The organism is Helicobacter pylori (assembly GCF_021062735.1).
Classification (GTDB): Bacteria; Campylobacterota; Campylobacteria; order Campylobacterales; family Helicobacteraceae; genus Helicobacter; species Helicobacter pylori_DN.
The window spans coordinates 38,328-62,014 of sequence record NZ_JAHXLB010000001.1 but is presented as its reverse complement, the minus strand read 5'-3'; the positions used below and the strand labels follow the sequence as shown (position 1 = coordinate 62,014).

General features: G+C 39.9%; 26 protein-coding genes. 18 read left to right on the top strand and 8 right to left on the bottom strand.

What is annotated here, in order from left to right; genetic code table 11:
* Positions 1-11 precede the first annotated feature (11 nt).
* A complete protein-coding gene (locus tag KX581_RS08225; RefSeq protein WP_001222899.1) occupies positions 12-146 on the top strand; it encodes an HP0135 family lipoprotein in 135 nt (44 codons plus the stop codon).
* 249 nt (positions 147-395) lie between these two features.
* On the opposite strand, the gene KX581_RS00335 is transcribed toward KX581_RS08225, so the two are convergent.
* The 4 genes from KX581_RS00335 to KX581_RS00320 are packed head-to-tail and all read right to left on the bottom strand — an operon-like array spanning position 396 to position 3,694.
* Positions 396-854: a peroxiredoxin gene (locus KX581_RS00335; RefSeq protein ID WP_000412959.1), complete on the bottom strand. Its 459-nt coding sequence runs from the start codon at positions 852-854 to the stop codon at positions 396-398.
* A 9-nt stretch (positions 855-863) separates the two neighbouring features.
* Entirely contained in the window at positions 864-1,499 is a 636-nt protein-coding gene (locus KX581_RS00330) for a LutC/YkgG family protein (protein ID WP_231175280.1), read from the bottom strand.
* Positions 1,492-2,937, bottom strand: coding sequence for a LutB/LldF family L-lactate oxidation iron-sulfur protein (locus KX581_RS00325; RefSeq protein WP_120872474.1), 1,446 nt, complete (start codon positions 2,935-2,937; stop codon positions 1,492-1,494). Before KX581_RS00325 ends, KX581_RS00330 begins: the two co-directional genes overlap by 8 nt.
* Positions 2,938-2,965: 28 nt before the next feature.
* Complete coding sequence (locus KX581_RS00320) at positions 2,966-3,694, bottom strand: (Fe-S)-binding protein (RefSeq protein ID WP_000867258.1); 729 nt, start codon at positions 3,692-3,694, stop codon at positions 2,966-2,968.
* 225 nt (positions 3,695-3,919) lie between these two features.
* Here KX581_RS00320 and KX581_RS00315 point away from each other — a divergent pair, with 225 nt between their 5' ends.
* Together KX581_RS00315 and KX581_RS00310 are read left to right on the top strand one after the other, a co-directional pair.
* Entirely contained in the window at positions 3,920-5,569 is a 1,650-nt protein-coding gene (locus KX581_RS00315) for an L-lactate permease (protein ID WP_231175279.1), read from the top strand.
* A 49-nt stretch (positions 5,570-5,618) separates the two neighbouring features.
* The gene (locus tag KX581_RS00310) at positions 5,619-7,274 is read left to right on the top strand and encodes an L-lactate permease (protein ID WP_231175278.1); all 1,656 of its coding nucleotides are present in this window, start codon (positions 5,619-5,621) and stop codon (positions 7,272-7,274) included.
* 23 nt (positions 7,275-7,297) lie between these two features.
* On the opposite strand, the gene KX581_RS00305 is transcribed toward KX581_RS00310, so the two are convergent.
* Both KX581_RS00305 and KX581_RS00300 read right to left on the bottom strand, forming a co-directional pair.
* Positions 7,298-8,284 carry an adenine-specific DNA glycosylase gene (locus tag KX581_RS00305; RefSeq protein ID WP_121018149.1) on the bottom strand — a complete coding sequence of 329 codons (987 nt, stop codon included), beginning with the start codon at positions 8,282-8,284 and terminating at the stop codon, positions 7,298-7,300.
* Positions 8,285-9,733, bottom strand: coding sequence for a DASS family sodium-coupled anion symporter (locus KX581_RS00300; protein WP_231175277.1), 1,449 nt, complete (start codon positions 9,731-9,733; stop codon positions 8,285-8,287).
* 164 nt (positions 9,734-9,897) lie between these two features.
* On the opposite strand from KX581_RS00300, the gene ccoN reads away from it, so the two are divergent.
* The 8 genes from ccoN (at position 9,898) to KX581_RS00260 (ending at position 15,536) form a co-directional block, all read left to right on the top strand.
* Positions 9,898-11,364, top strand: coding sequence for a cytochrome-c oxidase, cbb3-type subunit I (gene ccoN, locus KX581_RS00295; RefSeq protein WP_231175276.1), 1,467 nt, complete (start codon positions 9,898-9,900; stop codon positions 11,362-11,364).
* Between the two features lie 12 nt (positions 11,365-11,376).
* Positions 11,377-12,075 carry a cytochrome-c oxidase, cbb3-type subunit II gene (gene ccoO, locus KX581_RS00290; protein ID WP_000490784.1) on the top strand — a complete coding sequence of 233 codons (699 nt, stop codon included), beginning with the start codon at positions 11,377-11,379 and terminating at the stop codon, positions 12,073-12,075.
* A 10-nt stretch (positions 12,076-12,085) separates the two neighbouring features.
* Positions 12,086-12,304 (top strand): cytochrome c oxidase, cbb3-type, CcoQ subunit, encoded by a 219-nt coding sequence (locus KX581_RS00285; protein WP_001847091.1) that lies wholly within the window; start codon positions 12,086-12,088, stop codon positions 12,302-12,304.
* Position 12,305: 1 nt separating this feature from the next.
* A complete protein-coding gene (ccoP, locus tag KX581_RS00280; protein WP_108303331.1) occupies positions 12,306-13,184 on the top strand; it encodes a cytochrome-c oxidase, cbb3-type subunit III in 879 nt (292 codons plus the stop codon).
* Positions 13,185-13,194: 10 nt separating this feature from the next.
* A complete protein-coding gene (locus KX581_RS00275) occupies positions 13,195-13,401 on the top strand; it encodes a DUF4006 family protein (protein WP_231175275.1) in 207 nt (68 codons plus the stop codon).
* 100 nt (positions 13,402-13,501) lie between these two features.
* On the top strand, positions 13,502-14,086 hold the full coding sequence (locus tag KX581_RS00270; protein WP_231175274.1) for a hypothetical protein: 585 nt from the start codon (positions 13,502-13,504) through the stop codon (positions 14,084-14,086).
* An 11-nt stretch (positions 14,087-14,097) separates the two neighbouring features.
* Positions 14,098-14,679 carry a hypothetical protein gene (locus KX581_RS00265; protein WP_053577449.1) on the top strand — a complete coding sequence of 194 codons (582 nt, stop codon included), beginning with the start codon at positions 14,098-14,100 and terminating at the stop codon, positions 14,677-14,679.
* An 89-nt stretch (positions 14,680-14,768) separates the two neighbouring features.
* On the top strand, positions 14,769-15,536 hold the full coding sequence (locus KX581_RS00260; protein ID WP_120872458.1) for a hypothetical protein: 768 nt from the start codon (positions 14,769-14,771) through the stop codon (positions 15,534-15,536).
* Here KX581_RS00260 and KX581_RS00255 read toward each other — a convergent pair.
* A complete protein-coding gene (locus KX581_RS00255; RefSeq protein ID WP_231175273.1) occupies positions 15,533-16,396 on the bottom strand; it encodes a menaquinone biosynthesis family protein in 864 nt (287 codons plus the stop codon). The genes KX581_RS00260 and KX581_RS00255 overlap by 4 nt on opposite strands.
* Before the next feature lie 98 nt (positions 16,397-16,494).
* On the opposite strand from KX581_RS00255, the gene recA reads away from it, so the two are divergent.
* The 6 genes from recA to KX581_RS00225 are packed head-to-tail and all read left to right on the top strand — an operon-like array spanning position 16,495 to position 21,183.
* Positions 16,495-17,538, top strand: a complete 1,044-nt coding sequence (recA, locus tag KX581_RS00250; protein WP_000963114.1) for a recombinase RecA — start codon at positions 16,495-16,497, stop codon at positions 17,536-17,538.
* 11 nt (positions 17,539-17,549) lie between these two features.
* Complete coding sequence (gene eno, locus KX581_RS00245) at positions 17,550-18,830, top strand: phosphopyruvate hydratase (protein ID WP_231175272.1); 1,281 nt, start codon at positions 17,550-17,552, stop codon at positions 18,828-18,830.
* Positions 18,823-19,098, top strand: a complete 276-nt coding sequence (locus KX581_RS00240) for a hypothetical protein (protein WP_000146212.1) — start codon at positions 18,823-18,825, stop codon at positions 19,096-19,098. The genes eno and KX581_RS00240 overlap by 8 nt, the downstream gene beginning before the upstream one ends.
* Before the next feature lie 16 nt (positions 19,099-19,114).
* A complete protein-coding gene (locus tag KX581_RS00235; RefSeq protein ID WP_162972694.1) occupies positions 19,115-19,711 on the top strand; it encodes an AMIN domain-containing protein in 597 nt (198 codons plus the stop codon).
* Positions 19,712-19,715: 4 nt separating this feature from the next.
* Positions 19,716-20,204, top strand: coding sequence for a shikimate kinase (locus KX581_RS00230; protein WP_078241011.1), 489 nt, complete (start codon positions 19,716-19,718; stop codon positions 20,202-20,204).
* Positions 20,205-20,226: 22 nt separating this feature from the next.
* Complete coding sequence (locus KX581_RS00225) at positions 20,227-21,183, top strand: PDC sensor domain-containing protein (protein ID WP_101024596.1); 957 nt, start codon at positions 20,227-20,229, stop codon at positions 21,181-21,183.
* On the opposite strand, the gene rfaJ is transcribed toward KX581_RS00225, so the two are convergent.
* Entirely contained in the window at positions 21,180-22,283 is a 1,104-nt protein-coding gene (gene rfaJ / locus KX581_RS00220; RefSeq protein ID WP_231175271.1) for an HP0159 family lipopolysaccharide 1,6-glucosyltransferase, read from the bottom strand. The genes KX581_RS00225 and rfaJ overlap by 4 nt on opposite strands.
* 151 nt (positions 22,284-22,434) lie before the next feature.
* Here rfaJ and KX581_RS00215 point away from each other — a divergent pair, with 151 nt between their 5' ends.
* Positions 22,435-23,355, top strand: coding sequence for a tetratricopeptide repeat protein (locus tag KX581_RS00215; RefSeq protein WP_231175270.1), 921 nt, complete (start codon positions 22,435-22,437; stop codon positions 23,353-23,355).
* Positions 23,356-23,687: the final 332 nt, after the last annotated feature.

Genomic DNA, 23,687 nt, shown 5'->3' with positions numbered 1-23,687 from the left:
AGGAGCTTGAAATGAGAATTTCTCTTTTAGCTGTAATTTTAGCGTTATTGTTTGTGGCTTGCCACGAAACTAAAAAACAAATCTTACAAAACGAAGCCGATAGCACCCCTTCAGAAAAAACCATTTGGCAGCCTGAACAAAAATAAAAATTGTAAAAATACTCAAAAGCGTTTTTTAAAATAACACAATCAAAAAGCTAGTGGGTGATAGTTTTTTGTAAAGCGATCTTAGGGCTGTGGGGGGAATGATTTCAAAACACCCCCTATCCCTTATGAGTTTTATTATAAAACTAAAACAAAATTTAAAACAACAAGTTTTTAAAAGCAAGAGAATAGCTAAAAAGCCTAAAATTAAAAAATCTCAAATTAAAATGGGCGAAATCTAGAGAGCTAACACTACAAACTCTCTAAAACCTTTTGAGCATGGCCTTTCGCTTTGACATTGTAGAAGCATTTTTCTAAAACGCCTTGCGTGTTGATAATGAAAGTGGAGCGGATAATCCCCAAATGCTCTTTCCCATAAAGCATGCGTTTGCCATAGGCTTTGTAAAGATTGGCTACTTTTTTATCTTCATCGCAGAGCAAAATCACATTCAAAGAGCATTGGCTGATAAATTTTTGATGCGATTGCGCGTTATCAGGGCTTACGCCTACGACAACAGCGTTTTTCTTTTCAAATTCACTAAACAGAGCGCTAAAATCTTTGGCTTCTAAAGTGCATCCGGGGGTGTTGTCTTTAGGGTAGAAATACAACACCACTTTTTTATGGAGCAAATCTTTTAAAGAAATTTCTACGCCATCGCTGTTTTTCAATCTAAAATCAGGGGCTAATTGCCCTACTTCTAATTTTTCCATTCTTATCCTTTAATAGAGAATGACAGCGACTTTTTGAGGCCCATGCACCCCAAAAACGGTTTTTAATTCAATATCGGCTGTCCGGCTAGGCCCGCCAATAAGGAGCATGTTTGTGGGCAATGCACCGTTTTGGCTTTGATTTTTTAAAGCTTGCACGCCTTCGCTTAAATTGTGCACAATGGATTCTTTCTTCAATAAAATGATGCAATTAAGGGTGATGAGCGAAAGCAATCGTGGGCTTGCATGCGAAGAAACCGCCCCAATCATGCCCAAGCTTGAAATCCCACAAACCCCATGCAACAAAGCCGTATCAATCTCAAACAACTCTTCACGCATCGCTTCAATTTCTTTATCATAAGGTTGTAAAGTAAAATCCTTAAACGCTTCAAAATTCAAATTTAAATCCGTAGAGTGTAAGACTTTTTTGCTTTGAAAATTTTCTAAAGCCTTTAAAATGGCTTGCTCTAAATTTTCTTTAGCGCTTTCAATGACTTCAGTTTTATTCAACACCTGGAAATGCTTGTATTCTTCCACTAAGTCTTCAAACTCCACTTTAATGATATTTCTATAAATAGGGTTTGCTCCCTGAATGGCATGCTTGGCTCTGGCTTCTTTAATGCGCTTTAAAATAAGCTCTTTACTCATAAATCACCCCTTCTAAATGCTGGACTTTTGCATGCAAGCTCGTGTCCATATTGGGTAAGGTTCTCACGCTCGCCCACTCTTTGACTAAAGGCAGTATGGGAGCTAAAAGCTTGCCTAAAGGCGAGAAAAATTGAGCCATTTTCAATTGGAAACGCCACTTAGCCCCATCGCTTGCCATTTTGGCAAACATTTTCATAGAGAATTTTTCCATCCCGCTGTGTTGGGTGCTTTTAGCCCCCTTAATTACGCCCCTGCCCTCGCCCACTTTATCCGATCGTAAATCTCTAATGAGTTCGGCTAAAGGGATTTCTACGGGGCATACTTCAGTGCAACGCCCGCAAAGACTGCACAAATTAGGGATATGCCCGTAATTATTCAAGCCAAAGAGTTGGGGGGATACCACCACGCCTATAGGGCCAGGATAAGTAGAAAGATAGGCATGCCCACCGATTTTATCATACACAGGGCAGTGGTTCAAACAAGTCCCGCAACGGATGCATGAAAGAGCGCGGTAATACTTTTCATCAGCCAAAATATTAGAGCGGTTGTTGTCTAATAAAATGATGTGGGCTTCTTTAGGGCCGTCTAAATCGCCCTCTTTTCTAGGGCCTGTGATAATATTTTGATAACAAGTGATAGGCACACCCACAGCGCTTGGAGCGAGCAGATTGTTTAAAATCGCCGCATCATCAAAGCTTTCTACTAATTTTTCAATCCCACAAATTGCGACATGCACATCGCATGCGGTGGTGCTCATTCTGCCATTGCCTTCATTTTCCACTAACCAGATCGCCCCCTCATTAGCGATAGCGAAATTCACCCCACTGATCCCCATTTTAAAGCTTTCAAATTCTTTGCGCATGTATTTTCTGGCGATCGCATTAAGCTTTTCAGGTTCTTCTTCATAAGCGGCGTTGAGTTTTTCTTCAAAAATCTTACCGATTTGCTTGCGGTTTTTATGGATAGCTGGCACGACAATATGCACAGGGTGTTCATTAATGAGCTGGATAATCAATTCGCCCAAATCCGTTTCTTGCGCTTGAATGCCCTTTTCTTTGAGGTAATGGTTCAAGCCAATTTCTTCGCTCGCCATGGATTTTTGCTTCAAAATGCGCTTGATATTTTTTTCTTTAGCGAGGTTGTAAATGATTTCATTAGCTTCATCGCCGTCTTTAGCGTAATGGATTTTAAAGCCGTTTTGAGTGGCGTTTTTTTCAAACAATTCCAAATATTCATCAAGCCTGGATAAAATTTTAAGCTTGACTTCTTTGCCTAATTCCCTTAAATTTTCCCACTCGCTGTAACGATTTTTAAGGAGATTCTTACGATTAGCCCTTAAGGTATCCATTGCAGAACGCAAATTTTCCCTTAATTGCGTATCGCCTAATTGGTCGGTGATGATTTCTTCGTATTCTTGGTCGCTATGGTATTTTTCCATGGTTATTCCTTAAAACAATTCTTTAATGTTAAAGCCCAAGCCTTGAGGCTAAAAAGTCATAAAAATGCATGGGTTTTGTTAGAGAGCCCATTTTTTGCATAGCGGTGCTGATATTCATCAAACACCCAGCATCCGCTGAAACAATCACATCCACTTGACGGCTTTCTATGTCTTTAATCTTTTCTTTGACCATAACCGCTGAAATTTCAGGCTCTTTGACTGAAAAAGTCCCCCCAAACCCGCAGCATTCTTCTTCTTTTTCCAATTCAATGAGTTCCACATTTTTAAGCTGTCTGATGAGATTTTTCGCTGAGTCAATCACTTTAGCCACCCTTAAGGCATGGCAATTAGAATGCCATGTGATTTTAAGGGGTTCGCCCTTATCCTCATACTTGACTTGCAATTTTTTATCCAAAAATTCGCTCAATTCATACACCCTAGAGCAAAAATCTTTAACCATGTTAAATTCCGCATGCCCTTCAAACAATTCCAAATAATCATGCCGCATCATCCCTGTGCATGAACCGCTAGGCAAGATAATAGGGTAGTCGTTATTGGAATAAAGTTTGATATTGTATAAAACGACTTTTTTTGTTTCTTCATAGTATCCTGAGTTGTAGCTTGGCTGGCCGCAACATGTCTGGTCTTTTTTAAAAACCACTTCCAAATTTTCCTTACGGAGTAATTTGATAGCATTAAGCGATGCGTTGCTGTATATGGCTGCTCCTAGACAAGTAGCAAAGAAATTGACTTTCAAAGAAGGCTCCTTAAAATTCCAAATTAAGAGTTTCAAACACAAACAATATAATACTCAAAATTTGGTAAGATTGTAACCACAAGTTGATAAACCCACTCGCTCAAACATTGTTACTAAAATAAACCACAAACCCATTAAATTTGACTTAATATTAAATGCTACTTAAAATTAGTTTTTTCTTTTAAGTAAGATAAAAAAATACTTTTAATTATTCAAGGAAAATGCATGGAATTTTATCAAGTCTATGACCCATTAGACCATATTTGGCTGAGCGCTTTAGTCGCACTTTCGCCTATTGCGCTCTTTTTTATTTCTCTTATTGTCTTTAAACTTAAAGGCTATAGCGCTGGGTTTTTAAGCTTATTGCTTTCAATCATTATTGCGTTATTTGTGTATAAAATGCCCGCTCAAATGGTGAGCGCGAGTTTTTTCTATGGCTTTCTTTATGGCTTGTGGCCGATCGCATGGATTGTGATCGCTGCGATTTTTCTTTACAACCTTTCAGTGAAATCCGGGTATTTTGAGATTTTAAAAGAAAGCATTTTAACCCTAACGCCGGATCACCGCATTTTAGTGATTTTGATCGGGTTTTGTTTTGGCTCGTTTTTAGAAGGAGCGATCGGCTTTGGAGGTCCGGTAGCGATCACAGCGGCGATTTTAGTCGGCCTTGGGCTAAACCCCTTATACGCTGCCGGATTGTGCTTAATTGCTAACACCGCTCCTGTGGCTTTTGGTGCGGTGGGCATTCCTATTACGGCAATGGCTAGCGTGGTGGGTATCCCTGAGTTAGAGATTTCTCAAATGGTGGGCAGGGTGTTACCCATTTTTTCCATTGGCATTCCTTTTTTCATCGTGTTTTTAATGGATGGTTTTAGAGGGATTAGAGAGACTTTTCCTGCAGTGGCCGTTACCGGGTTTAGTTTTGCTATCGCGCAATTTTTAAGCTCTAATTATCTAGGGCCGCAGCTTCCGGATATTATTTCAGCTTTAGTGTCATTGATTGCTACCACTTTGTTTTTAAAATTCTGGCAGCCTAAACGCATTTTCACCAGCAATGGCAAAGAACCCACGATGAACACAGAAAAACACCATATTTGTAAGGTGGTTGTGGCGTGGATGCCTTTTGTGTTGCTCACGATTACGATTATCATATGGACGCAACCCTGGTTTAAAGCGCTCTTTAAAGAAGGCGGGGCTTTGGCGTTTTCTAGCTTTGCGTTTGAATTTGATTCTATCAGTCAAAAGGTTTTTAAAACCGTTCCCATTGTTACTGAAGCGACCAATTTTCCTGTCGTGTTCAAACTCCCTTTGATTTTAACGACAGGCACTTCCATTTTTGTAGCCGCTCTTTTAAGCGTGTTTTTGTTGCGCGTGAAAATCAGCGATGCGATAGGGGTGTTTGGGGCCACTTTAAAAGAAATGCGTTTGCCGATTTTAACCATTGGCGTGGTTTTAGCGTTCGCGTATGTGGCTAATTATAGCGGCATGAGCGCCACGCTCGCTTTAGCGTTAGCGGATACTGGGCATGTTTTCACTTTCTTTTCGCCTGTTGTAGGTTGGCTTGGGGTGTTTTTAACCGGAAGCGATACGAGTTCTAATCTTTTATTTGGCTCTTTGCAAATGCTCATCGCTACACAGCTTGGCTTGCCTGAAGTGCTTTTCTTAGCGGCAAACACTTCAGGGGGCGTTGTGGGTAAAATGATAAGCCCTCAAAGTATCGCTATCGCTTGCGCGGCGGTGGGATTAGTGGGGAGAGAGAGCGAATTGTTCAGATTTACAGTAAAATACTCCATCGTTTTGGCAATCATTATGGGGATTGTCTTCACTCTTATTGCTTATGTCTTCCCCTTTATTATCCCAATTACTCCTACTTAATGGAGGGGGTTTAGGGGAGTAAGAGAATATTTTTTAAGGGGATTTTTTAGTGCTAGAATTTCATCAAATTTATGACCCTTTGGGTAATATTTGGCTGAGCGCTCTTGTAGCCTTATTGCCGATTTTATTATTTTTCTTATCTTTAATGGTTTTTAAACTCAAAGGTTATGCGGCGGCCTTTTTGAGCGTGGCCTTATCAGCCATTATTGCGGTTTTAGTGTATAAAATGCCTGTTAGCATGGTGGGTTCAAGCTTTCTTTATGGCTTTCTTTATGGCTTATGGCCGATCGCTTGGATCATTATTGCGGCGATTTTTTTATACAAACTCAGCGTTAAATCCGGCTATTTTGAAATTTTAAAAGAAAGTGTTCAGTCCATCACTTTAGATCACCGGATTTTAGTGATTTTGATTGGCTTTTGTTTTGGTTCGTTTTTAGAAGGAGCGATCGGGTTTGGAGGGCCTATTGCCATCACCGCAGCGATTTTAGTGGGCTTAGGGTTAAGCCCTTTATACGCTGCTGGGTTATGTTTGATCGCTAATACCGCTCCTGTGGCTTTTGGTGCGGTGGGTATCCCTATAAGTGCCATGGCGAGCGCGGTAGGGGTGCCAGCAATTTTAATTTCAGCCATGACGGGTAAAATCCTCTTTTTTGTGAGCTTGTTGGTGCCGTTTTTCATCGTGTTTTTAATGGATGGCTTTAAAGGGATTAAAGAGACTTTTCCGGCCGTTTTTATTGCGGCTTTTTCTTTTGCTGGTGCGCAATTTTTAAGCTCTAATTATTTAGGACCAGAATTGCCTGGTATTATTTCAGCCCTTGTCTCACTCGTTGCAACGGCGCTCTTTTTGAAATTTTGGCAGCCTAAAGTCATTTTTAGAAGCGATGGCAAAGCGGCCTCATTCACTAAGAGTAACCATCATATCTGTAAGATCTATGTCGCTTGGTCTCCTTTTGTGGTTTTGGTTTTAGTGATTGTGTTATGGATACAGCCTTTTTTTAAGGCTTTATTTGAAAAAGACGGCTTGTTAGCTTTTTCTAATTTTTATTTTGAATTCAATAACATCAGTAACCACATCTTTAAAAGCCCGCCTTTTGTAGAATCCGATCAAAGCGTGAGTTTTCCGGTGGTGTTTAAATTTTCTTTAATCAACACGGTTGGCACTTCCATTTTTTTAGCCGCTCTCATTAGCATGCTCGTTTTAAGGGTGCGAGTGAGCGATGCGCTGAGCGTTTTTGGCGAGACTTTAAAAGAAATGCACTACCCCATTCTTACCATTGGTTTAGTCTTAAGCTTTGCCTATGTGTCTAATTACAGCGGGATTTCTTCCACTCTAGCCTTAGCGCTCACCCATACGGGCTTAGCTTTCACCTTTTTCTCGCCCTTGATCGGGTGGGTAGGCGTGTTTTTAACCGGGAGCGATACGAGTTCAAATCTTTTATTTGGCTCTTTACAGCAACTCACCGCCCAACGATTGCACCTCCCTGAGATTTTAACCCTAACGGCTAATACCGTGGGTGGCACTTTGGGCAAGATGATAAGCCCTCAAAGCATCGCTATCGCTTGCGCGGCAGTGGGATTAGCTGGGAAAGAGAGCGATTTATTCAAATTCACGGTCAAATACTCCCTTATTTTTGTAGCGATCATGGGAGTTGTGATTAGCGCGATTGCGTATTTGATCCCTGAAGTGGTGCCTGCGATAAAGTAGAGCCATTTTAGATTTGGCAGGGTTTAACCCCCAAATAAATTTTTTTGTTTTAAAAAATTCAAAATTTTAAGCGTCATAGAGCTTATGGGTAAGGTTTCTAAGTCTTTAAGGCTGTAAAAACGAATAGGGTTTTTTAAATCTTTTATCGCAGCTAAATAGAGGTTTAAATTGAGCTTGAATTTAGTGTGGCTGTGTTTGATTGCCCCTAAAAAAGGGAGTTTGTATTCTAAATTTTCTTTGAGATTAGGGAAATGGTGCATCCCAAAATAGAGTTTTTGCTCTATTTTTTCTAAAGCGATTTGGTTATTTTGGATCACAACGCCCAAGTAGCGCTCTTCTTGAATGATTTCTTGTTTTTTCTTAAGCGTGTGTTTTTCTGGGTGGTTTTTACCTAAACAATAAGGGTTTAAAGGGCAAAGTGCGCATTTGGGTTTAGGGGAGCAGATTAAAGCCCCTAGATCAATTAGGGCTTGGTTATGATTAAAGCTTTCATTAAGATTGAGAAAGTCATTCGCCTTAATTTGTAAGTCTTTAGCCGTGATATTTGGATCCAGACCAAAAAGCCTTAAAAGCACTCGTTTGATGTTAGCATCCACGCATGCGCTCTTTTCTCTAAAGCCAAAACATAAAATCGCATTAGCCGTGTATGCGCCAATCCCGGGGAGTTTCAACAGGCTTTGATAGTCATTGGGTAATTGTGAGTCATGCTCTTTAACGCAAATTTCAGCGCTTTTTTTTAAATTTTTAGCCCTTGAATAATAACCAAGCCCTCTCCAGAGCAATAAAACCTCTTCTAATTGAGCGTTCGCTAAGTCTTTTAAAGTGGGGAAAGCTTCTAAAAAAGGGGAATAAAAACGCTCAATTACCGTGTTGATTTGGGTTTGTTGGCTCATCACTTCGCTGATATAGACTTCATAAGGAGCGTTAATGCCCTTTAAATTCCTAAAAGGTAAATCTTTTCGCCCAAATTCTTCATACCATTTTAAAAGGGCGTTGTGTAAAGTTTCCAGCTACAACCACCTATAAGCGATGAGTTTGACCCAAGGCACGCACACGCTTAAAAACACGATCAAATACACCACGCCAAAAATAAACCCCCATTTCCAAAAATCCTTGCTTGAAATATACCCGCTCCCATAATAGATGGTGGATGGGCCTGTGCCATAGGGGGTTAAAATCCCCATAATCCCTAAAGAAAGCATTAAAAACAAGCTCAATTCTTGCAAATTGACCCCTTGAATGTGCGAACCAATCCCTACAAAAAGCGCAAATAACGCGCTCACATGAGCGGTGATGCTAGCGAAAAAATAATGCGACAGATAAAAGAAGGCTATAATAAACAAGACCGCTATTAACGGATCCAAGTTAGCATGCTCTAAAAAATTTTTAGCCGCATTGCCGATAAAATTTAAAAACCCTACATTTTTAAGCCCGCTAGCCATCGTGAGCAGCGATCCAAGCAATAAAAAAATGTTGAATGCGCTCTTGTTTTTGATGATGTCTTCATAGCTTACAATCTTACAAAACGCCATTAAAACCATGACAATCAAAGCCGTCGCGCTCGCATGCAAGCCTAAAGGTTTGCCCAAAATCCAACCCAATAAAGCTAGTAAAGTGAGGCTGAGCATTAAAATTTCTTTTAAAGAAAACCTCCCCATGCCCTCTAATTCTTTTTTAGCCCACAAACTCACTTCTTTTGAGCCTTTTAAGGTGGGTTTGCAGGTTTTATACGCCAATAAAGGCACAAGCAAGATCAAAACCACCCCACAAGGCAAGAACGCTAAAAACCACGAAAACCATGAGATTTCATTCACGCCCATTTTGGTAGCGATTTCCATTGCTAGGGGGTTAGGAGCGAGCGCGGTTAAAAACATGGACGAAGTGATGCAAGTTGAAGCCAAAGCGACCCACATCAAATACGTGCCGATTTTGTCAGGGTTATCATTTGGATCAGATCCCATTAAAGGCGGGATAGATGAAACGATTGGATAGAGTATGCCCCCACTTCTAGCGGAGTTGCTAGGGATAAAGGGGGCCAGACACAATTCGCTCAAACCAATCGCATAGCCTAAACCCAAAGGGGTTTGCCCTAAAAACCTAATGAGTAAAAGAGCGATCCGTTTCCCTAACAAGCTTTTTTCATACCCTAAACCCAAAATAAAAGCGACAAACACAAGCCACACCGTTTTATTCGCATACCCGCTCAAACCCCACGAAATAGCCTTATTAGCACCCACTACTCCATCACTCGCTCCAATTTTTAACGCCACGCACAACACTAACGCGCTCAATGCCACTAAACCTGGTGGCACCGGCTCTAAAACTAGCCCTATAATCATGCCTATGAAAATACAAAAATAAAGCCATGCGCTAGGGTTTAACCCATCTGGTGCACCTAAAAAATACAATAGCGTTGCGATAAAAAAAGGGGCAAGGATTGAGAGAATTGGTTTAGTCATGTTTAGCCTTTAGCCAAAGATAGTAGTGGTTTGGCTTTGTCATTCAAATTGGATTGAGTTATTACAATGTTACAGAAAAAGATTAAAAATTAAGCTTTTTGAAAAAGATAAAATTTTATAATTATGTTTATCTTTGTTGAATTTACTACAAATAGGAGTATTGCATGCAAGAAAATGTGCCTTTGAGTTATGATTATTCCATTAGCAAATTGTTTCTTTATGCGATGGTTGGCTTTGGGATAATAGGCATGTTAATAGGGATCGTGTTAGCCTTTGAGTTGTCTTTCCCTAGCTTGAATTACCTTGCAGGGGAGTATGGTATTTTTGGCCGCTTGCGCCCCTTACACACGAATGCGGTGATCTATGGTTTCACTCTTGGGGGGGTTTGGGCGAGTTGGTATTATATCGGTCAAAGGGTGCTTAAAATCACTTACCACCAACACCCCTTTTTGAAAATTGTAGGGTTATTGCATTTTTGGCTTTGGATTGTTCTTTTAATCCTAGGGGTTATTAGCTTGTTTGCTGGTCTCACTCAATCTAAAGAATACGCTGAATTGATGTGGCCTTTAGATATTATTGTGGTTGTGGCATGGGTGCTATGGGGGGTTAATATGTTTGGGAGCATGAGCGTTAGGAGGGAAAATACCATTTATGTGTCTTTATGGTATTACATCGCTACTTATGTGGGCATAGCGGTGATGTATCTCTTCAATAACCTTTCTGTCCCCACCTATTTTGTCGCTGATATGGGGAGCGTTTGGCATTCTATTTCTATGTATTCAGGCAGTAATGATGCGCTCATTCAATGGTGGTGGGGGCATAATGCGGTCGCTTTTGTCTTTACAAGTGGGGTGATTGGCACGATTTATTATTTCTTGCCTAAAGAGAGCGGCCAGCCTATCTTTTCTTACAAACTCACTTTGTTTTCTTTCTGGAGCTTGATGTTTGTTTATATTTGGGCAGGCGGGCACCATTTGATTTATTCCACCGTGCCTGATTGGGTGCAAACCCTTTCTAGCGTGTTTTCAGTGGTGTTGATCTTGCCTTCGTGGGGGACAGCTATTAACATGCTACTAACGATGCGAGGCCAGTGGCACCAGCTCAAAGAAAGCCCTTTGATCAAATTCTTAGTTTTGGCTTCAACTTTCTACATGCTTTCCACTTTAGAAGGCTCTATTCAAGCCATTAAGAGCGTGAACGCCTTAGCGCATTTTACTGATTGGATCATAGGGCATGTGCATGACGGCGTGCTTGGTTGGGTAGGCTTCACTTTGATTGCGAGCATGTATCACATGACGCCTAGGCTTTTCAAAAGAGAGATTTATTCAGGCAGGCTTGTGGATTTCCAATTTTGGATCATGACTTTAGGGATTGTGCTTTACTTTTCGTCCATGTGGATTGCAGGGATCACGCAAGGGATGATGTGGAGGGATGTGGATCAGTATGGGAATCTCACCTACCAGTTCATTGATACGGTTAAGGTGCTAATCCCTTATTACAATATTAGAGGCGTTGGGGGTCTTATGTATTTTACCGGATTTATTATTTTTGCTTACAATATTTTTATGACAATCACAGCAGGCAGAAAATTAGAGCGTGAGCCCAATTACGCCACGCCTATGTCTAGATAGGGGAGGTTGGAAATGTTTAGTTTTTTAGAAAAAAACCCGTTCTTTTTCACTCTTGCGTTTATTTTTGTGTTTGCGATTGCGGGCTTGGTGGAGATTTTGCCCAACTTCTTTAAATCCGCTCGCCCCATTGAAGGCTTACGGCCTTACACGGTTTTAGAAACAGCGGGGAGGCAAATTTATATTCAAGAAGGTTGTTATCATTGCCATTCCCAACTTATCCGCCCTTTCCAAGCTGAGGTGGATCGATACGGTGCGTATAGTTTGAGCGGGGAATATGCGTATGACAGGCCATTTTTATGGGGTTCTAAAAGGATTGGTCCTGATTTGCATAGGGTGGGGGATTATCGCACAACCGATTGGCATGAAAAGCACATGTTTGATCCTAAAAGCGTTGTGCCGCACAGCATCATGCCCGCCTATAAGCATTTATTCATAAAAAAGAGCGACTTTGACACCGCTTATGCAGAAGCTTTGACGCAAAAAAAGGTTTTTGGCGTGCCTTATGACACAGAAAACGGCGTGAAATTAGGGAGCGTAGAAGAAGCGAAAAAAGCCTATTTAGAAGAAGCTAAAAAAATCACAGCCGATATGAAAGACAAGAGGGTGCTAGAAGCGATTGAGAGAGGTGAAGTGTTAGAAATTGTGGCTTTGATCGCTTATTTGAATAGCTTGGGTAATTCCAGGATTAGCACCAATCAAAACGCTAAATAAGGGGTGAATGATGGATTTAGAAAGTTTGAGAGGTTTTGCGTATGCGTTTTTCACCATTCTTTTTACGCTCTTTTTGTACGCTTATATTTTTAGCATGTATAGAAAGCAAAAAAAGGGTGTCGTGGATTATGAGCGATACGGGTATTTAGCGTTAAATGATGCTTTAGAAGATGAGTTGATTGAACCACGCCATAAAGAAGTTCATGATAAGGGCATAAAGGAAAGTTGAAATGGATTTTTTAAACGACCATATAAATGTTTTTGGCTTGATTGCAGCGCTTGTGATTTTAGTTTTAACCATCTATGAATCCAGTTCGCTCATTAAAGAAATGCGCGACAGCAAATCTCAGGGTGAGCTTGTAGAAAATGGGCATTTGATTGATGGGATAGGGGAGTTTGCCAATAATGTGCCAGTAGGCTGGATCGCAAGCTTTATGTGCACGATTGTGTGGGCTTTTTGGTATTTTTTCTTTGGGTATCCGCTGAATAGCTTTTCTCAAATCGGGCAATACAATGAAGAGGTTAAAGCGCACAACCAAAAATTTGAAGCCAAATGGAAGCATTTGGGTCAAAAGGAATTGGTGGATATGGGGCAAGGCATCTTTTTAGTCCATTGTTCGCAATGCCATGGCATCACCGCTGAGGGCTTGCATGGGAGCGCTCAAAATCTGGTGCGCTGGGGTAAAGAAGAGGGCATTATGGACACCATTAAGCATGGCTCTAAGGGCATGGATTATCTCGCTGGGGAAATGCCCGCTATGGAATTGGATGAAAAAGACGCTAAAGCGATCGCGAGCTATGTGATGGCAGAACTTTCTAGCGTTAAAAAGACAAAAAACCCTCAACTCATTGATAAAGGCAAGGAGCTGTTTGAAAGCATGGGTTGCACAGGCTGTCATGGCAATGATGGTAAGGGCTTGCAAGAAAATCAAGTGTTTGCAGCCGATTTGACCACTTACGGCACAGAGAATTTTTTGAGAAATATCTTAACGCATGGCAAAAAGGGCAATATAGGGCATATGCCATCGTTCAAGTATAAAAACTTTAGCGATTTGCAAGTTAAAGCGTTAGCCGAATTTATCCAATCGCTAAAACCCTTAGAAGATTAAAGGAAAAGAGATGAAATTTTTAAACGGATTAGCAGGGAATTTACTGATTGTGGTTATTTTATTGGGTGTGGTCGTTTTTTTTGCACTCAAAGCGATCCATATCCAAAAAGAGCAAGCCACCAATTATTACCGCTATAAGGATATTAACGCTTTAGAGATGAAAAGCACCCAAAACCGGGCTAATTATGAATTAGTCAATCAAGGGAGTAAAAAATGAAATTCACGACTTTAGAAAAAATCTTAGCCTTAATGGTAGTAGCGACCATTTTAATGACGATTGTTATTTCTTTTGTGCCTAACTTGTTTTTGTTTAGCACATGAGAATCTTATGGCTTGTAATAGCCTTTGTTTGTTGTTTGGGGGCTGATGATTATGTTTTGAATAATTCTAAGGGGCGTTTGGTAGAAAAAAGCGTTGCGTTTGTAGAGGGCGTTTCTAAAGAGCTTTATCTTAAAACAGGCGTGCGTTTTGTGATTGATATGACGGATTTTGAAAAAAATCCCATCGCTTTGGCGGCCAAAAAGGAACGCCAAAATTATCAAGAGGGCTTTTTAAAGCAGCTCAAACCCCCTTTTGTGGTATTCTTTTTCTACCATGACGCTCAAAAAATAGAATTAGTGGCTAACCCTAAAGATTTGTTAGACACTGATAAAATCTTTTTTGAAAAAATCGCTCCCTTACTCCCCACAAACGCTAAAGAATACACGCCCCAAAGGATTTCAGCCATGCTCATTAACGGCTATTCGGTCGCAGTAGATGCTTTAGCGCAAAAATATCGTGTGAACATCACGCAAAATTTTAACGCTCCTAAGGGAGTAACTTTTGTAAAGGTGATCATTTATATTTTGTTATTGACGCTTTTGGGTGCGTTTTTGGGGCTTTATTTTTTTAAAAAATCTTAAGAGAGAAACCAATGAAAGAAAAAAACTTTTGGCCTTTAGGGATCATGAGCGTGCTTATTCTTGGACTTGGGATCGTGGTGTTTTTGGTGGTGTTTGCCCTAAAAAATTCGCCTAAAAACGATTTAGTGTATTTCAAAGGGCATAACGAAGTGGATTTAAACTTTAACGCTATGCTTAAAACTTATGAAAATTTTAAGTCTAATTATCGTTTTTTAGTGGGTTTAAAACCCCTTACTAAAAGCCCTAAAACCCCCATTTTGCCCTATTTTTCTAAAGGCACGCATGGGGATAAAAAACTCCAAGAAAACCTTTTAAAAAACGCTTTGATTTTGGAAAAATCCAACACGCTTTATGTGCAATTGCAACCGCTCAAACCCGCTTTAGATCCGCCAAATATTCAAGTGTATTTAGCGTTTTATCCCAGCCCATCACAGCCCAGATTATTAGGGACGCTTGATTGTAGAAGCGCATGCGAACCTTTAAAATTTGATTTGTTAGAGAGCGATAAAATGGGGCGTTATAAGATCCTTTTTAAATTTGTTTTTAAAAATAAAGAAGAATTGATTTTGGAGCAACTGGCTTTTTTAAAGTAGCGCGTTTAAAAAATGCCTTTAGCGTTTTTTATTAACACTCAATCATTAAAAAAGCCTGAATTTCCTATCCAAACGGGTATAATAAGGCTATGGGTTTTTTAAAAGTTTTTAAACATGATGCTTTGGGGCAATTAGGGAATGTTGTTGTGGGGAATTTTTTAATAACGCTCACTATTTTAGCGGTTTGTTTTTCCTCTCAAAGCACTGAAGAAACGACCATGCTCACCCTAAGTTACACGCTTTTTTTTGTCTTGGGGGCGTTTTTACTGGCCGCAATCAGTGTGGGAGCGATCAAAAACCTCAACGCGCTTTTTTCTAAAAGGGGGGTTTTAAGCTTTTCTTTACCCGTTAGTTTAGAGTCTTTATTGCTCCCTAAAATCTTGCTCCCCATGGTGTTTTTTATCTTCAGTTTGTTCTGGTTTGTGGCGAGCGTGCGTTTGGGCTATTATCTTTTTAACGCGCAATCCAGCGTGCTGTTTATCTTGCACACCGCTTTAAAAACCTTTGCGTTAAAACCCACTAAAACTATAGGCGTTGCGCTGTTTTTAGGGCTTGTTTTAATGAAATTTTTATTTGTTTTGAGCGTTTTAAACGCTGCTAGGATCAAAAAAGCGCGTTTTTTACTGGGGGGGCTGTTATTCATTTTGGTGGGGGTTGTTTTGGAATTAGCGTTTAATTCGTTACTGCCCTTAATGCATTCTCATTTAAGCATCAATGAGGGGTTTTATTATTTCTTGCAACAACAAGAATTGCAAGAAAAACAATACTATCTTTTATGGGGAGTGGATTTTTTAAAAATCCTTTTATTGTATGGGGTGATCCGTTACTTGCTTACACATAAACTAGAATTGGATTAAGAAAAACGGTATTTTAAATATGCATCAGTGAGCAAGCAATCTTTAGTCTTTAACAAACTGGCATAAAACCCATGCTGATAGCCCAATTCAAAAAGCTTGTCTATGGCGAGAATTTGAATCTCGCTTAAGCGCGTTGAAGTTTCGTTCGCATACAAGCTTAAATAAGTTTGTAACCGCTCTTTATTGACACGAATGAGCGAGCGCTCTAACAGCATTTCAGAGAGCAAATTTTGGTGTTTTAAAGCGACTTCAACTGCTTTAATCAAAGCCTTTTTAATCAAAATCGCGCGATACAAGGGGATGGATCGCCTAATCGCCATGCCCCCTAAAGGCAAGGGCAAATCCATTTCAATGAGTTCTTTCCAAACATCCCACAATTCTTTTTCCACTTCTAATTCATCATGGAAATCCAAAATATTTTCATGGATCAATACGCCCGCATGCACTTTTTCTTCCAAAACCGCTTTTTCAATGTCTAAAAAATTCATGTAAGTGATGCGCGCGTGTTTGTAATAGATCTTAAACAAGAGAGCGTTGGTGGTGTGCTCCCCACTTAATGCGACTCTAAAATCTTTTTTCAATTTCACGCCCTTTTTTTTCACTAATTTAGGCCCATAGCCATTCCCAAAGCTTGTCGCTGTGGGGAGTAATGCGTAATCGTTCGCAATTTTAGGGTATAGCCCAAAGCTAATCGCACTCACATCATAAGTGTTTTTTAGGGCTTCTTGGTTTAGGGTTTCAATATCAAGGGCAATGTTGTGGAATGTTTTATTTTTAATGGGGCAATCTATCCAGCCAAACTTAATCGCATAATACATGAAAATATCATCAGCATCAGGGCTATGAGCGACACTAATCAAAGTAAAATCCTTTTGTGATAGGGTAAGTCCTTTTATTATAATAGATTTTAGGCTAGGATTTGATAGAATAAACAAATCAAATTCAATAAGGTAATTTAATGGCAATAGATGAAGACAAACAAAAAGCGATTTCTTTAGCGATCAAACAAATTGACAAGGTTTTTGGTAAGGGGGCGTTGGTGCGCCTTGGGGATAAGCAAGTAGAAAAGATTGACGCTATTTCTACAGGCTCGTTAGGGTTGGATCTGGCTTTAGGGATTGGGGGCGTTCCAAAGGGTAGGATCATTGAAATTTATGGGCCAGAGTCAAGCGGGAAGACCACTTTAAGCTTGCATATTATTGCAGAATGCCAAAAAAATGGCGGCGTGTGTGCGTTCATTGACGCTGAACATGCCCTAGACGTGTATTATGCTAAGAGGTTGGGCGTGGATACGGAAAATCTACTCGTTTCCCAACCAAGCACAGGCGAAGAAGCTTTAGAGATTTTAGAAACGATCACCAGAAGCGGAGGGATTGATTTAGTGGTGGTGGATTCGGTGGCGGCTCTTACGCCTAAAGCGGAGATTGATGGGGATATGGGCGATCAGCATGTGGGCTTGCAAGCAAGGCTTATGAGCCATGCGTTAAGGAAAATCACCGGTGTCTTGCACAAGATGAACACTACTCTCATTTTTATCAATCAAATCAGGATGAAGATTGGCATGACGGGTTATGGGAGTCCAGAGACCACAACCGGGGGTAATGCCTTAAAATTCTATGCGAGCGTTAGGATTGATATTAGAAGAATCGCCGCTTTAAAACAAAATGAACAGCATATTGGCAATAGGGCTAAAGCCAAAGTCGTTAAAAATAAAGTCGCTCCGCCCTTTAGAGAAGCGGAATTTGACATCATGTTTGGAGAAGGGATTTCTAAAGAGGGCGAAATCATTGATTATGGCGTGAAATTAGACATTGTGGATAAGAGCGGGGCATGGCTTAGCTACCAGGATAAAAAGCTAGGGCAAGGCCGAGAAAACGCTAAAGCCTTATTGAAAGAAGATAAAGCCCTGGCGAATGAAATCACTCTTAAGATTAAAGAGAGTATTGGCTCTAATGAAGAGATTATGCCCTTACCCGATGAGCCTTTAGAAGAAATGGAATAAAAAGGATTTTGATGCTAACCATTAAAGATATTCATGCTTTAGAAGTGATGGATAGTAGGGGCAATCCTACCATTCAAGCCAGCGTGATTTTAAGCGATAACACTAAGGCGAGCGCGATTGTGCCTAGCGGGGCGAGCACTGGTAAAAGAGAAGCGTTAGAATTAAGGGATAATGACAAAACCCGTTTTTTGGGTAAAGGGGTCTTAAGGGCATGCGAAAATGTCAATAGCGTGATCAAACACAATTTAATAGGGCTTGAAGCGATCAATCAAGCCTTTGTAGATGAGAGGTTAAGGGCTTTAGACGGCACGCCTAATTACGCTAATTTAGGGGCGAACGCTGTTTTGGGCGTTTCTATGGCGTTAGCAAGGGCTAGCGCGAAGGCTTTAAATCTGCCATTATACCGCTATTTAGGGGGGGCTAACGCTCTGACTTTGCCTGTGCCGATGCTCAATATCATCAACGGCGGAACGCATGCGAATAATTCCATAGACTTTCAAGAATACATGATCATGCCTTTAGGGTTTGAGAGTTTTAGAGAAGCCTTAAGAGCGAGTGCGGAAGTCTATCACACGCTTAAAAAACTTTTAGATGAAAAGAATCAGCTCACAAGCGTGGGCGATGAGGGGGGTTTTGCGCCTAATTTTAACAACAATGTAGAACCCCTTGAAATCATTTCTCAAGCCATTGAAAAAGCCGGCTATAAATTAGGCGAAGAGATAGCGCTCGCTTTAGATGTGGCGAGCAGTGAGTTAGTGGATGAACATTTCAATTACCATTTAAAGGGTGAAAATAAGATTCTAGATTCGCATGAATTAGTGGCTTATTATAAAGAGTTGGTGGCAAAATACCCGATTGTATCCATTGAAGATGGTTTGAGCGAAGACGATTGGGAGGGTTGGGCGTTTTTGAGCAAGGAATTAGGGCGTCAAATCCAATTAGTGGGCGATGATTTGTTTGTAACGAACGCAAGCATCTTGCAAAAAGGCATTGAAAAAAACATTGCGAACGCCATTTTAATCAAACCCAATCAAATCGGCACCATTAGTGAGACTTTGGAAACCATAAGATTAGCCAAACACCATGCCTATCAATGCGTGATGAGCCATAGAAGCGGGGAGAGTGAGGACAGCTTTATCGCTGATTTTGCGGTCGCGCTCAATACGGGAGAAATCAAAACCGGATCCACCGCAAGGAGTGAAAGGATCGCCAAATACAACCGCCTTTTAGAGATTGAGCATGAATTAAAAGGGGGGATTTATATTGGCAAAGAGTTGTTTAAGCATGGCTAGTGGCCTTTTTGAAAACGATGAAATCAAAGACAACAAAGCACGAGATTTTTTTTATAGCCATAGCTCCCTTATTGTCTTTTTCCTTTTACTACTTGGGTTTGGGTATTATTTAGGGAAGTTGCTTTTTGGGGGTTCTTCTTTAGAGGTTTATTTGGATTTAAGAGACAAGCATGAACGATTGCAACAAGAAATCACCGAATTGCAAAGCAAGAACGTGCGTTTGCAAAAGCGTTTGTTTGAATTGAGGGAATTACGGCCTAGAGATTAGATTTAAGGAAATGGCAGTGTTAAAAAAGATGATAGGTTTGGTGGTGGTTTTAAGCATCTTGTTAGCCAGAGACAACCCTTTTGAGCCTGAAATCAATTCCAAGAATTTGCAAGGGGGCTTTAATGGGATCTATGATAGCTATTTTAAAGAAATCCATGTGGATTTGCCCACGAGCGCTAGGATTTTAAAACAAATCACGCTCACTTACCAGGATATTGATGGCTCTATCCATTCTAAAGTCGTGGGCATTGATAAAAGCATTGATTGGCATTACCCCTTAAAGCTCTCCCAACACACCCTTAATCAAGACGCCTTTGAAAAACGCTACCAGATCCAAGATTTTGATTTTTTAATGGCAAACAACACGATGATCTTGCGCTCCCCTTATAAAATTTTGCGCTCTTTTGTGCTAGTCAATCCTTATAGAATCGTGTTAGACACGCAAAAAGGTCCTTTGGATATTTATCAAAATAGGGATTTAAACCAGAAGTTTTTTTCTCACATTAAAGTCGGCACGCACAAAGATTATTACCGCATCACGCTCATTTTAGACGGGAAATACCGCTATCTTTTGGAAGAAAAAAACGGGGCGTATGAATTAAAATTGAAATAAAAGCATGCAGCATTTAGTCTTAATCGGTTTTATGGGGAGCGGTAAAAGCTCTTTAGCACAAGAATTGGGGCTTGCTTTGAAATTGGAAGTGTTGGATACGGATATGATCATTAGCGAGAGGGTGGGCTTGAGCGTGAGGGAGATTTTTGAAGAGCTTGGCGAAGACAATTTCAGGATGTTTGAAAAAAATTTGATTGATGAATTAAAAACGCTCAAAACCCCCCATATCATTTCTACCGGTGGGGGCATTGTGATGCATGAAAATCTTAAGGGTTTAGGCACAACTTTTTACCTCAAGATTGATTTTGAGACCTTGATTAAGCGTTTGAATCAAAAAGAAAGGGAAAAACGCCCCCTTTTGAATGATCTCACTCAAGCCAAAGAACTTTTTGAAAAACGCCAAGCCCTCTATGAAAAAAACGCCTCCTTTATCATTGACGCAAGGGGTGGTTTAAATAATTCTTTAAAACAAGTGCTACAATTCATCGCATAAAATTTTTTTTAAAGGCCTTTTGATGTTAAGTAGAGACATTGTCCAATATTCCAAGATCCGCACCGAGTTATACGCTTATCTTACCTATTTGTTTTCGCACAATATCCGCAACCATCTCCCTGAAATCACTTTGGATTATTTAAACAAACAGATCAGAAAAATGCATGCTGAAATCAAAATGGCAAAAAGTTTTTTTGTGTTAGACGCTAAAGGCATGCTAATTCTTAAGCCAAGCCAACTTAAAGAGCAGGGGCATAAGGAAGGGATATTAGAGCATGATTTAACAGAAGGGATTGAATTAGAATCGCATGCCAGTTTTAGCGATAAATATTATTTTTATCAAGCCGTGAATGAAAAGCGTTGCATTTTAACCGACCCCTATCCTTCTAAAAAAGGAAACCATTTGGTAGTGAGCGCATCTTACCCGGTGTATGATCAAAATAACGATTTGGCGTTTGTGGTGTGCTTGCAAATCCCTTTGAGGGTGGCGATTGAAATCAGCTCGCCTTCAAAGTATTTCAGGACCTTTAGCGAAGGGAGCATGGTCATGTATTTTATGATTTCTATCATGCTCACTTTAGTGTCGTTGCTTTTATTTGTGAAATGCATTTCTAGCTTTTGGACAGCGATTGTCAATTTTAGCAGTTTTGACATTAAAGAAGTGTTCCACCCCATTGTGCTTTTAACCCTAGCCTTAGCCACCTTTGATCTAGTCAAGGCGATTTTTGAAGAGGAAGTTTTGGGTAAAAATAGTGGGGACAACCACCATGCGATCCACCGCACAATGATCAGGTTTTTAGGCTCTATCATTATCGCATTAGCCATTGAAGCGTTAATGCTCGTGTTTAAATTCAGTGTGAGCGAACCGGATAAAATCACTTATGCGGTGTATTTGGCTATCGGCGTGGCAGTGCTTTTGATCAGTTTAGCGATTTATGTTAAATTCGCTTATAGCGTGTTGCCCAAACGAGAACGCTAAGAGTTAAAAAATTTTTCTTTTAAGCGTTTGAAAATCCTATTCAATCTAAAAAAGACATATTCTAAAAGGGTTTTTGGATTGAGTAGGGGGGCAAGAAATTCAAAGGTTTTTTGTTTGTCTTTAAGGCTTAAAAATTCTGTCATTTGTTTAAGGAATTTCACGGAATATTCGGCATAAAAAGGGGTTTTTAAAAGAGTCTCATGCCATTCTTTAGAATATAAAGCAGTGGGTGAAATCCAAGGTTTTCCTACAAAATAAAAATGCAGCATGACGATTTCTTTTTTGTTAGGGATGAAGCGTTTTTGATTGGCCATGAAAGGGTGGGCGTTATAAATATAAGGTAAGATTAAAACTTTTTGATAGCATGCGAGCGTTAAAAGATCCTGTTCAGGGCAAAACACGCACTGGCCTTTTTGATGGGCTAAATTGAATAGTTTATCTTCTAAATGATCCATGCGCCATAGCTTTAGATTCACGATTAAAAACCCAACATTATAGTGGTTTTCACAAATGATTTTCATGTCTTTTTCTTTAAGGTAATGCTCATGGAGAAAAAATTTTTGGCGAGGCTCTCTCTCCCTTTCTGTTTGGAAATGTTTAAGGCTTTTAGGAGAAGAAAAATCTTTAGCCGCTCCAAAATAATAGTCATCTAGTGGGATAAAAAAACTCTCGCTCACATCGTTTAAAAACAAAGTGTCTGCATCAAACATGATAATTTTGTCGTATTGCGGGAATAAAGAAGCCAAAAACAAACGGCACATGACCATTTTAGAAAAGCGAGTCTTAGCGTAAATATTGAGTTGCAAAAAAGCTTCATGGATTTTATCAATCGCAGAGAGTTCTGCTGAAATGGTGTAAAGATTAGGGGTTGAAATGTCTAAAAAATCCACGCTCATAAAAGCGCTAAAGGGGGCTAGAGTCTCTTTTAATTTTTGTTGGTTTTCAAGGCTTAAGTTATCCACCAGGCAGTGGATTTTATAAAAAAGTCTTTTATCATGGTGTTCTGTTTTAGCATAAGCTAGCATGGAATACAAGCTCACGCCAGCCGGCATGGCATAGTTGTTGTCAAAAGCGATGACAATAGGAATAATGATACTCATTTTAAGTTGTTTTCCTAAAATAGGTTTTTAATTAAATTTAATCTAAAGTTGAATTTATTTTTTGACAATATTATACTATAATAACCAATTAGATTGGGGTTTTACTGATTTTTCTTTGTGTGAGCTTTGGCTTAGTTTTGTAAGGAATGAGATGATAAAGAGTTGGACTAAAAAGTGGTTTTTGATTTTGTTTTTAATGGCAAGCTGTTTCAGTCATTTGGTGGCTACAACCGGTGAGAAATATTTTAAGATGGCTACTCAAGCCTTTAAGAGAGAGAATTACCATAAAGCGGTGGCTTTTTATAAGAGGAGCTGTAATTTAAGGGTGGGGGTTGGTTGCACGAGTTTAGGCTCTATGTATGAAGATGGCGATGGCGTGGATCAGAATATTCCAAAAGCCGTCTTTTATTACAAAAGAGGGTGCAATTTAAGGAATCATTTAGCTTGCGCGAGTTTAGGCTCTATGTATGAAGATGGCGACGACGTGCAAAAAGATCTTCCAAAGGCTATCTATTACTATAGGAGAGGGTGCCACTTAAAGGGTGGGGTGAGCTGCGGGAGTTTAGGTTTTATGTATTTTAATGGCATAGGCGTTAAGCAAAATTATGCCAAAGCCCTTTCTCTTTCTAAATACGCTTGCAGTTTGAATTACGGCATTAGTTGTAACTTTGCAGGGTATATGTATAGGAACGCAAAAGGCGTACAGAAGGATTTGAAAAAAGCCCTTACGAATTTTAAAAGAGGGTGCCATTTAAAAGACGGAGCGAGCTGTGTGAGCTTGGGATACATGTATGAAGCCGGTCTTTATGTCAGACAAAATGAAGAGCAAGCCTTGAATCTTTATAAAAAGGGTTGTTCTTTAAAAGAAGGGAGCGGTTGTCATAATGTGGCGGTGATGTATTACACGGGTAAGGGCACTCCAAAGGATTTGGATAAAGCCACTTTATATTATAAGAAAGGGTGCGCTTTAGGCTTTAGTGGTAGCTGTAAAGTGTTAGAAGAAGTGATTGGCAAGAAGTCTGATGATTTGCAAGATGACGCGCAAAACGACACGCAAGATGATACGCAATAAGCCAAAGTTTAAGGGGCTAATGATTAAAACTCATCTTACAGAAATCTTTCCACTTTCGCACTATCAAATGGGGATTGAAGCGTCTCTATTGATGGGTATTGAGATTAAAAATCTGCAAATCTAGGGTTTGGATTTATTCTCATATTGATAATAAAAAACACTCAAAGGCGTTTTAAAACAAATATAAAAGAGCTTACACAGACACAAGCGATAATTTTTTAAAGTGCTCTTTAGGGGATTTAATGGGGTTAAAGGGGGGGTTATTTCAAAATCCCCCTATCCGCTCTAAAAAATAACTTTACCACAAAATAAAAATTAACTATAAAAAGCTT

Coding starts and splice junctions, on each gene's coding strand:
- KX581_RS00330 (WP_231175280.1), bottom strand. CDS start 1,499: ATGAGTAAAGAGCTTATTTTAAAGCGCATTAAAGAAGCCAGAGCCAAG.
- KX581_RS00260 (WP_120872458.1), top strand. CDS start 14,769: ATGGGTTTTTTAAAAGTTTTTAAACATGATGCTTTGGGGCAATTAGGG.
- KX581_RS00240 (WP_000146212.1), top strand. CDS start 18,823: ATGGCTAGTGGCCTTTTTGAAAACGATGAAATCAAAGACAACAAAGCA.
- ccoP (WP_108303331.1), top strand. CDS start 12,306: ATGGATTTTTTAAACGACCATATAAATGTTTTTGGCTTGATTGCAGCG.
- KX581_RS00225 (WP_101024596.1), top strand. CDS start 20,227: ATGTTAAGTAGAGACATTGTCCAATATTCCAAGATCCGCACCGAGTTA.
- KX581_RS00265 (WP_053577449.1), top strand. CDS start 14,098: ATGAAAGAAAAAAACTTTTGGCCTTTAGGGATCATGAGCGTGCTTATT.
- KX581_RS00285 (WP_001847091.1), top strand. CDS start 12,086: ATGGATTTAGAAAGTTTGAGAGGTTTTGCGTATGCGTTTTTCACCATT.
- ccoO (WP_000490784.1), top strand. CDS start 11,377: ATGTTTAGTTTTTTAGAAAAAAACCCGTTCTTTTTCACTCTTGCGTTT.
- KX581_RS08225 (WP_001222899.1), top strand. CDS start 12: ATGAGAATTTCTCTTTTAGCTGTAATTTTAGCGTTATTGTTTGTGGCT.
- KX581_RS00335 (WP_000412959.1), bottom strand. CDS start 854: ATGGAAAAATTAGAAGTAGGGCAATTAGCCCCTGATTTTAGATTGAAA.
- KX581_RS00300 (WP_231175277.1), bottom strand. CDS start 9,733: ATGACTAAACCAATTCTCTCAATCCTTGCCCCTTTTTTTATCGCAACG.
- KX581_RS00315 (WP_231175279.1), top strand. CDS start 3,920: ATGGAATTTTATCAAGTCTATGACCCATTAGACCATATTTGGCTGAGC.
- ccoN (WP_231175276.1), top strand. CDS start 9,898: ATGCAAGAAAATGTGCCTTTGAGTTATGATTATTCCATTAGCAAATTG.
- KX581_RS00215 (WP_231175270.1), top strand. CDS start 22,435: ATGATAAAGAGTTGGACTAAAAAGTGGTTTTTGATTTTGTTTTTAATG.
- KX581_RS00325 (WP_120872474.1), bottom strand. CDS start 2,937: ATGGAAAAATACCATAGCGACCAAGAATACGAAGAAATCATCACCGAC.
- rfaJ (WP_231175271.1), bottom strand. CDS start 22,283: ATGAGTATCATTATTCCTATTGTCATCGCTTTTGACAACAACTATGCC.
- KX581_RS00230 (WP_078241011.1), top strand. CDS start 19,716: ATGCAGCATTTAGTCTTAATCGGTTTTATGGGGAGCGGTAAAAGCTCT.
- KX581_RS00270 (WP_231175274.1), top strand. CDS start 13,502: ATGAGAATCTTATGGCTTGTAATAGCCTTTGTTTGTTGTTTGGGGGCT.
- recA (WP_000963114.1), top strand. CDS start 16,495: ATGGCAATAGATGAAGACAAACAAAAAGCGATTTCTTTAGCGATCAAA.
- KX581_RS00275 (WP_231175275.1), top strand. CDS start 13,195: ATGAAATTTTTAAACGGATTAGCAGGGAATTTACTGATTGTGGTTATT.
- eno (WP_231175272.1), top strand. CDS start 17,550: ATGCTAACCATTAAAGATATTCATGCTTTAGAAGTGATGGATAGTAGG.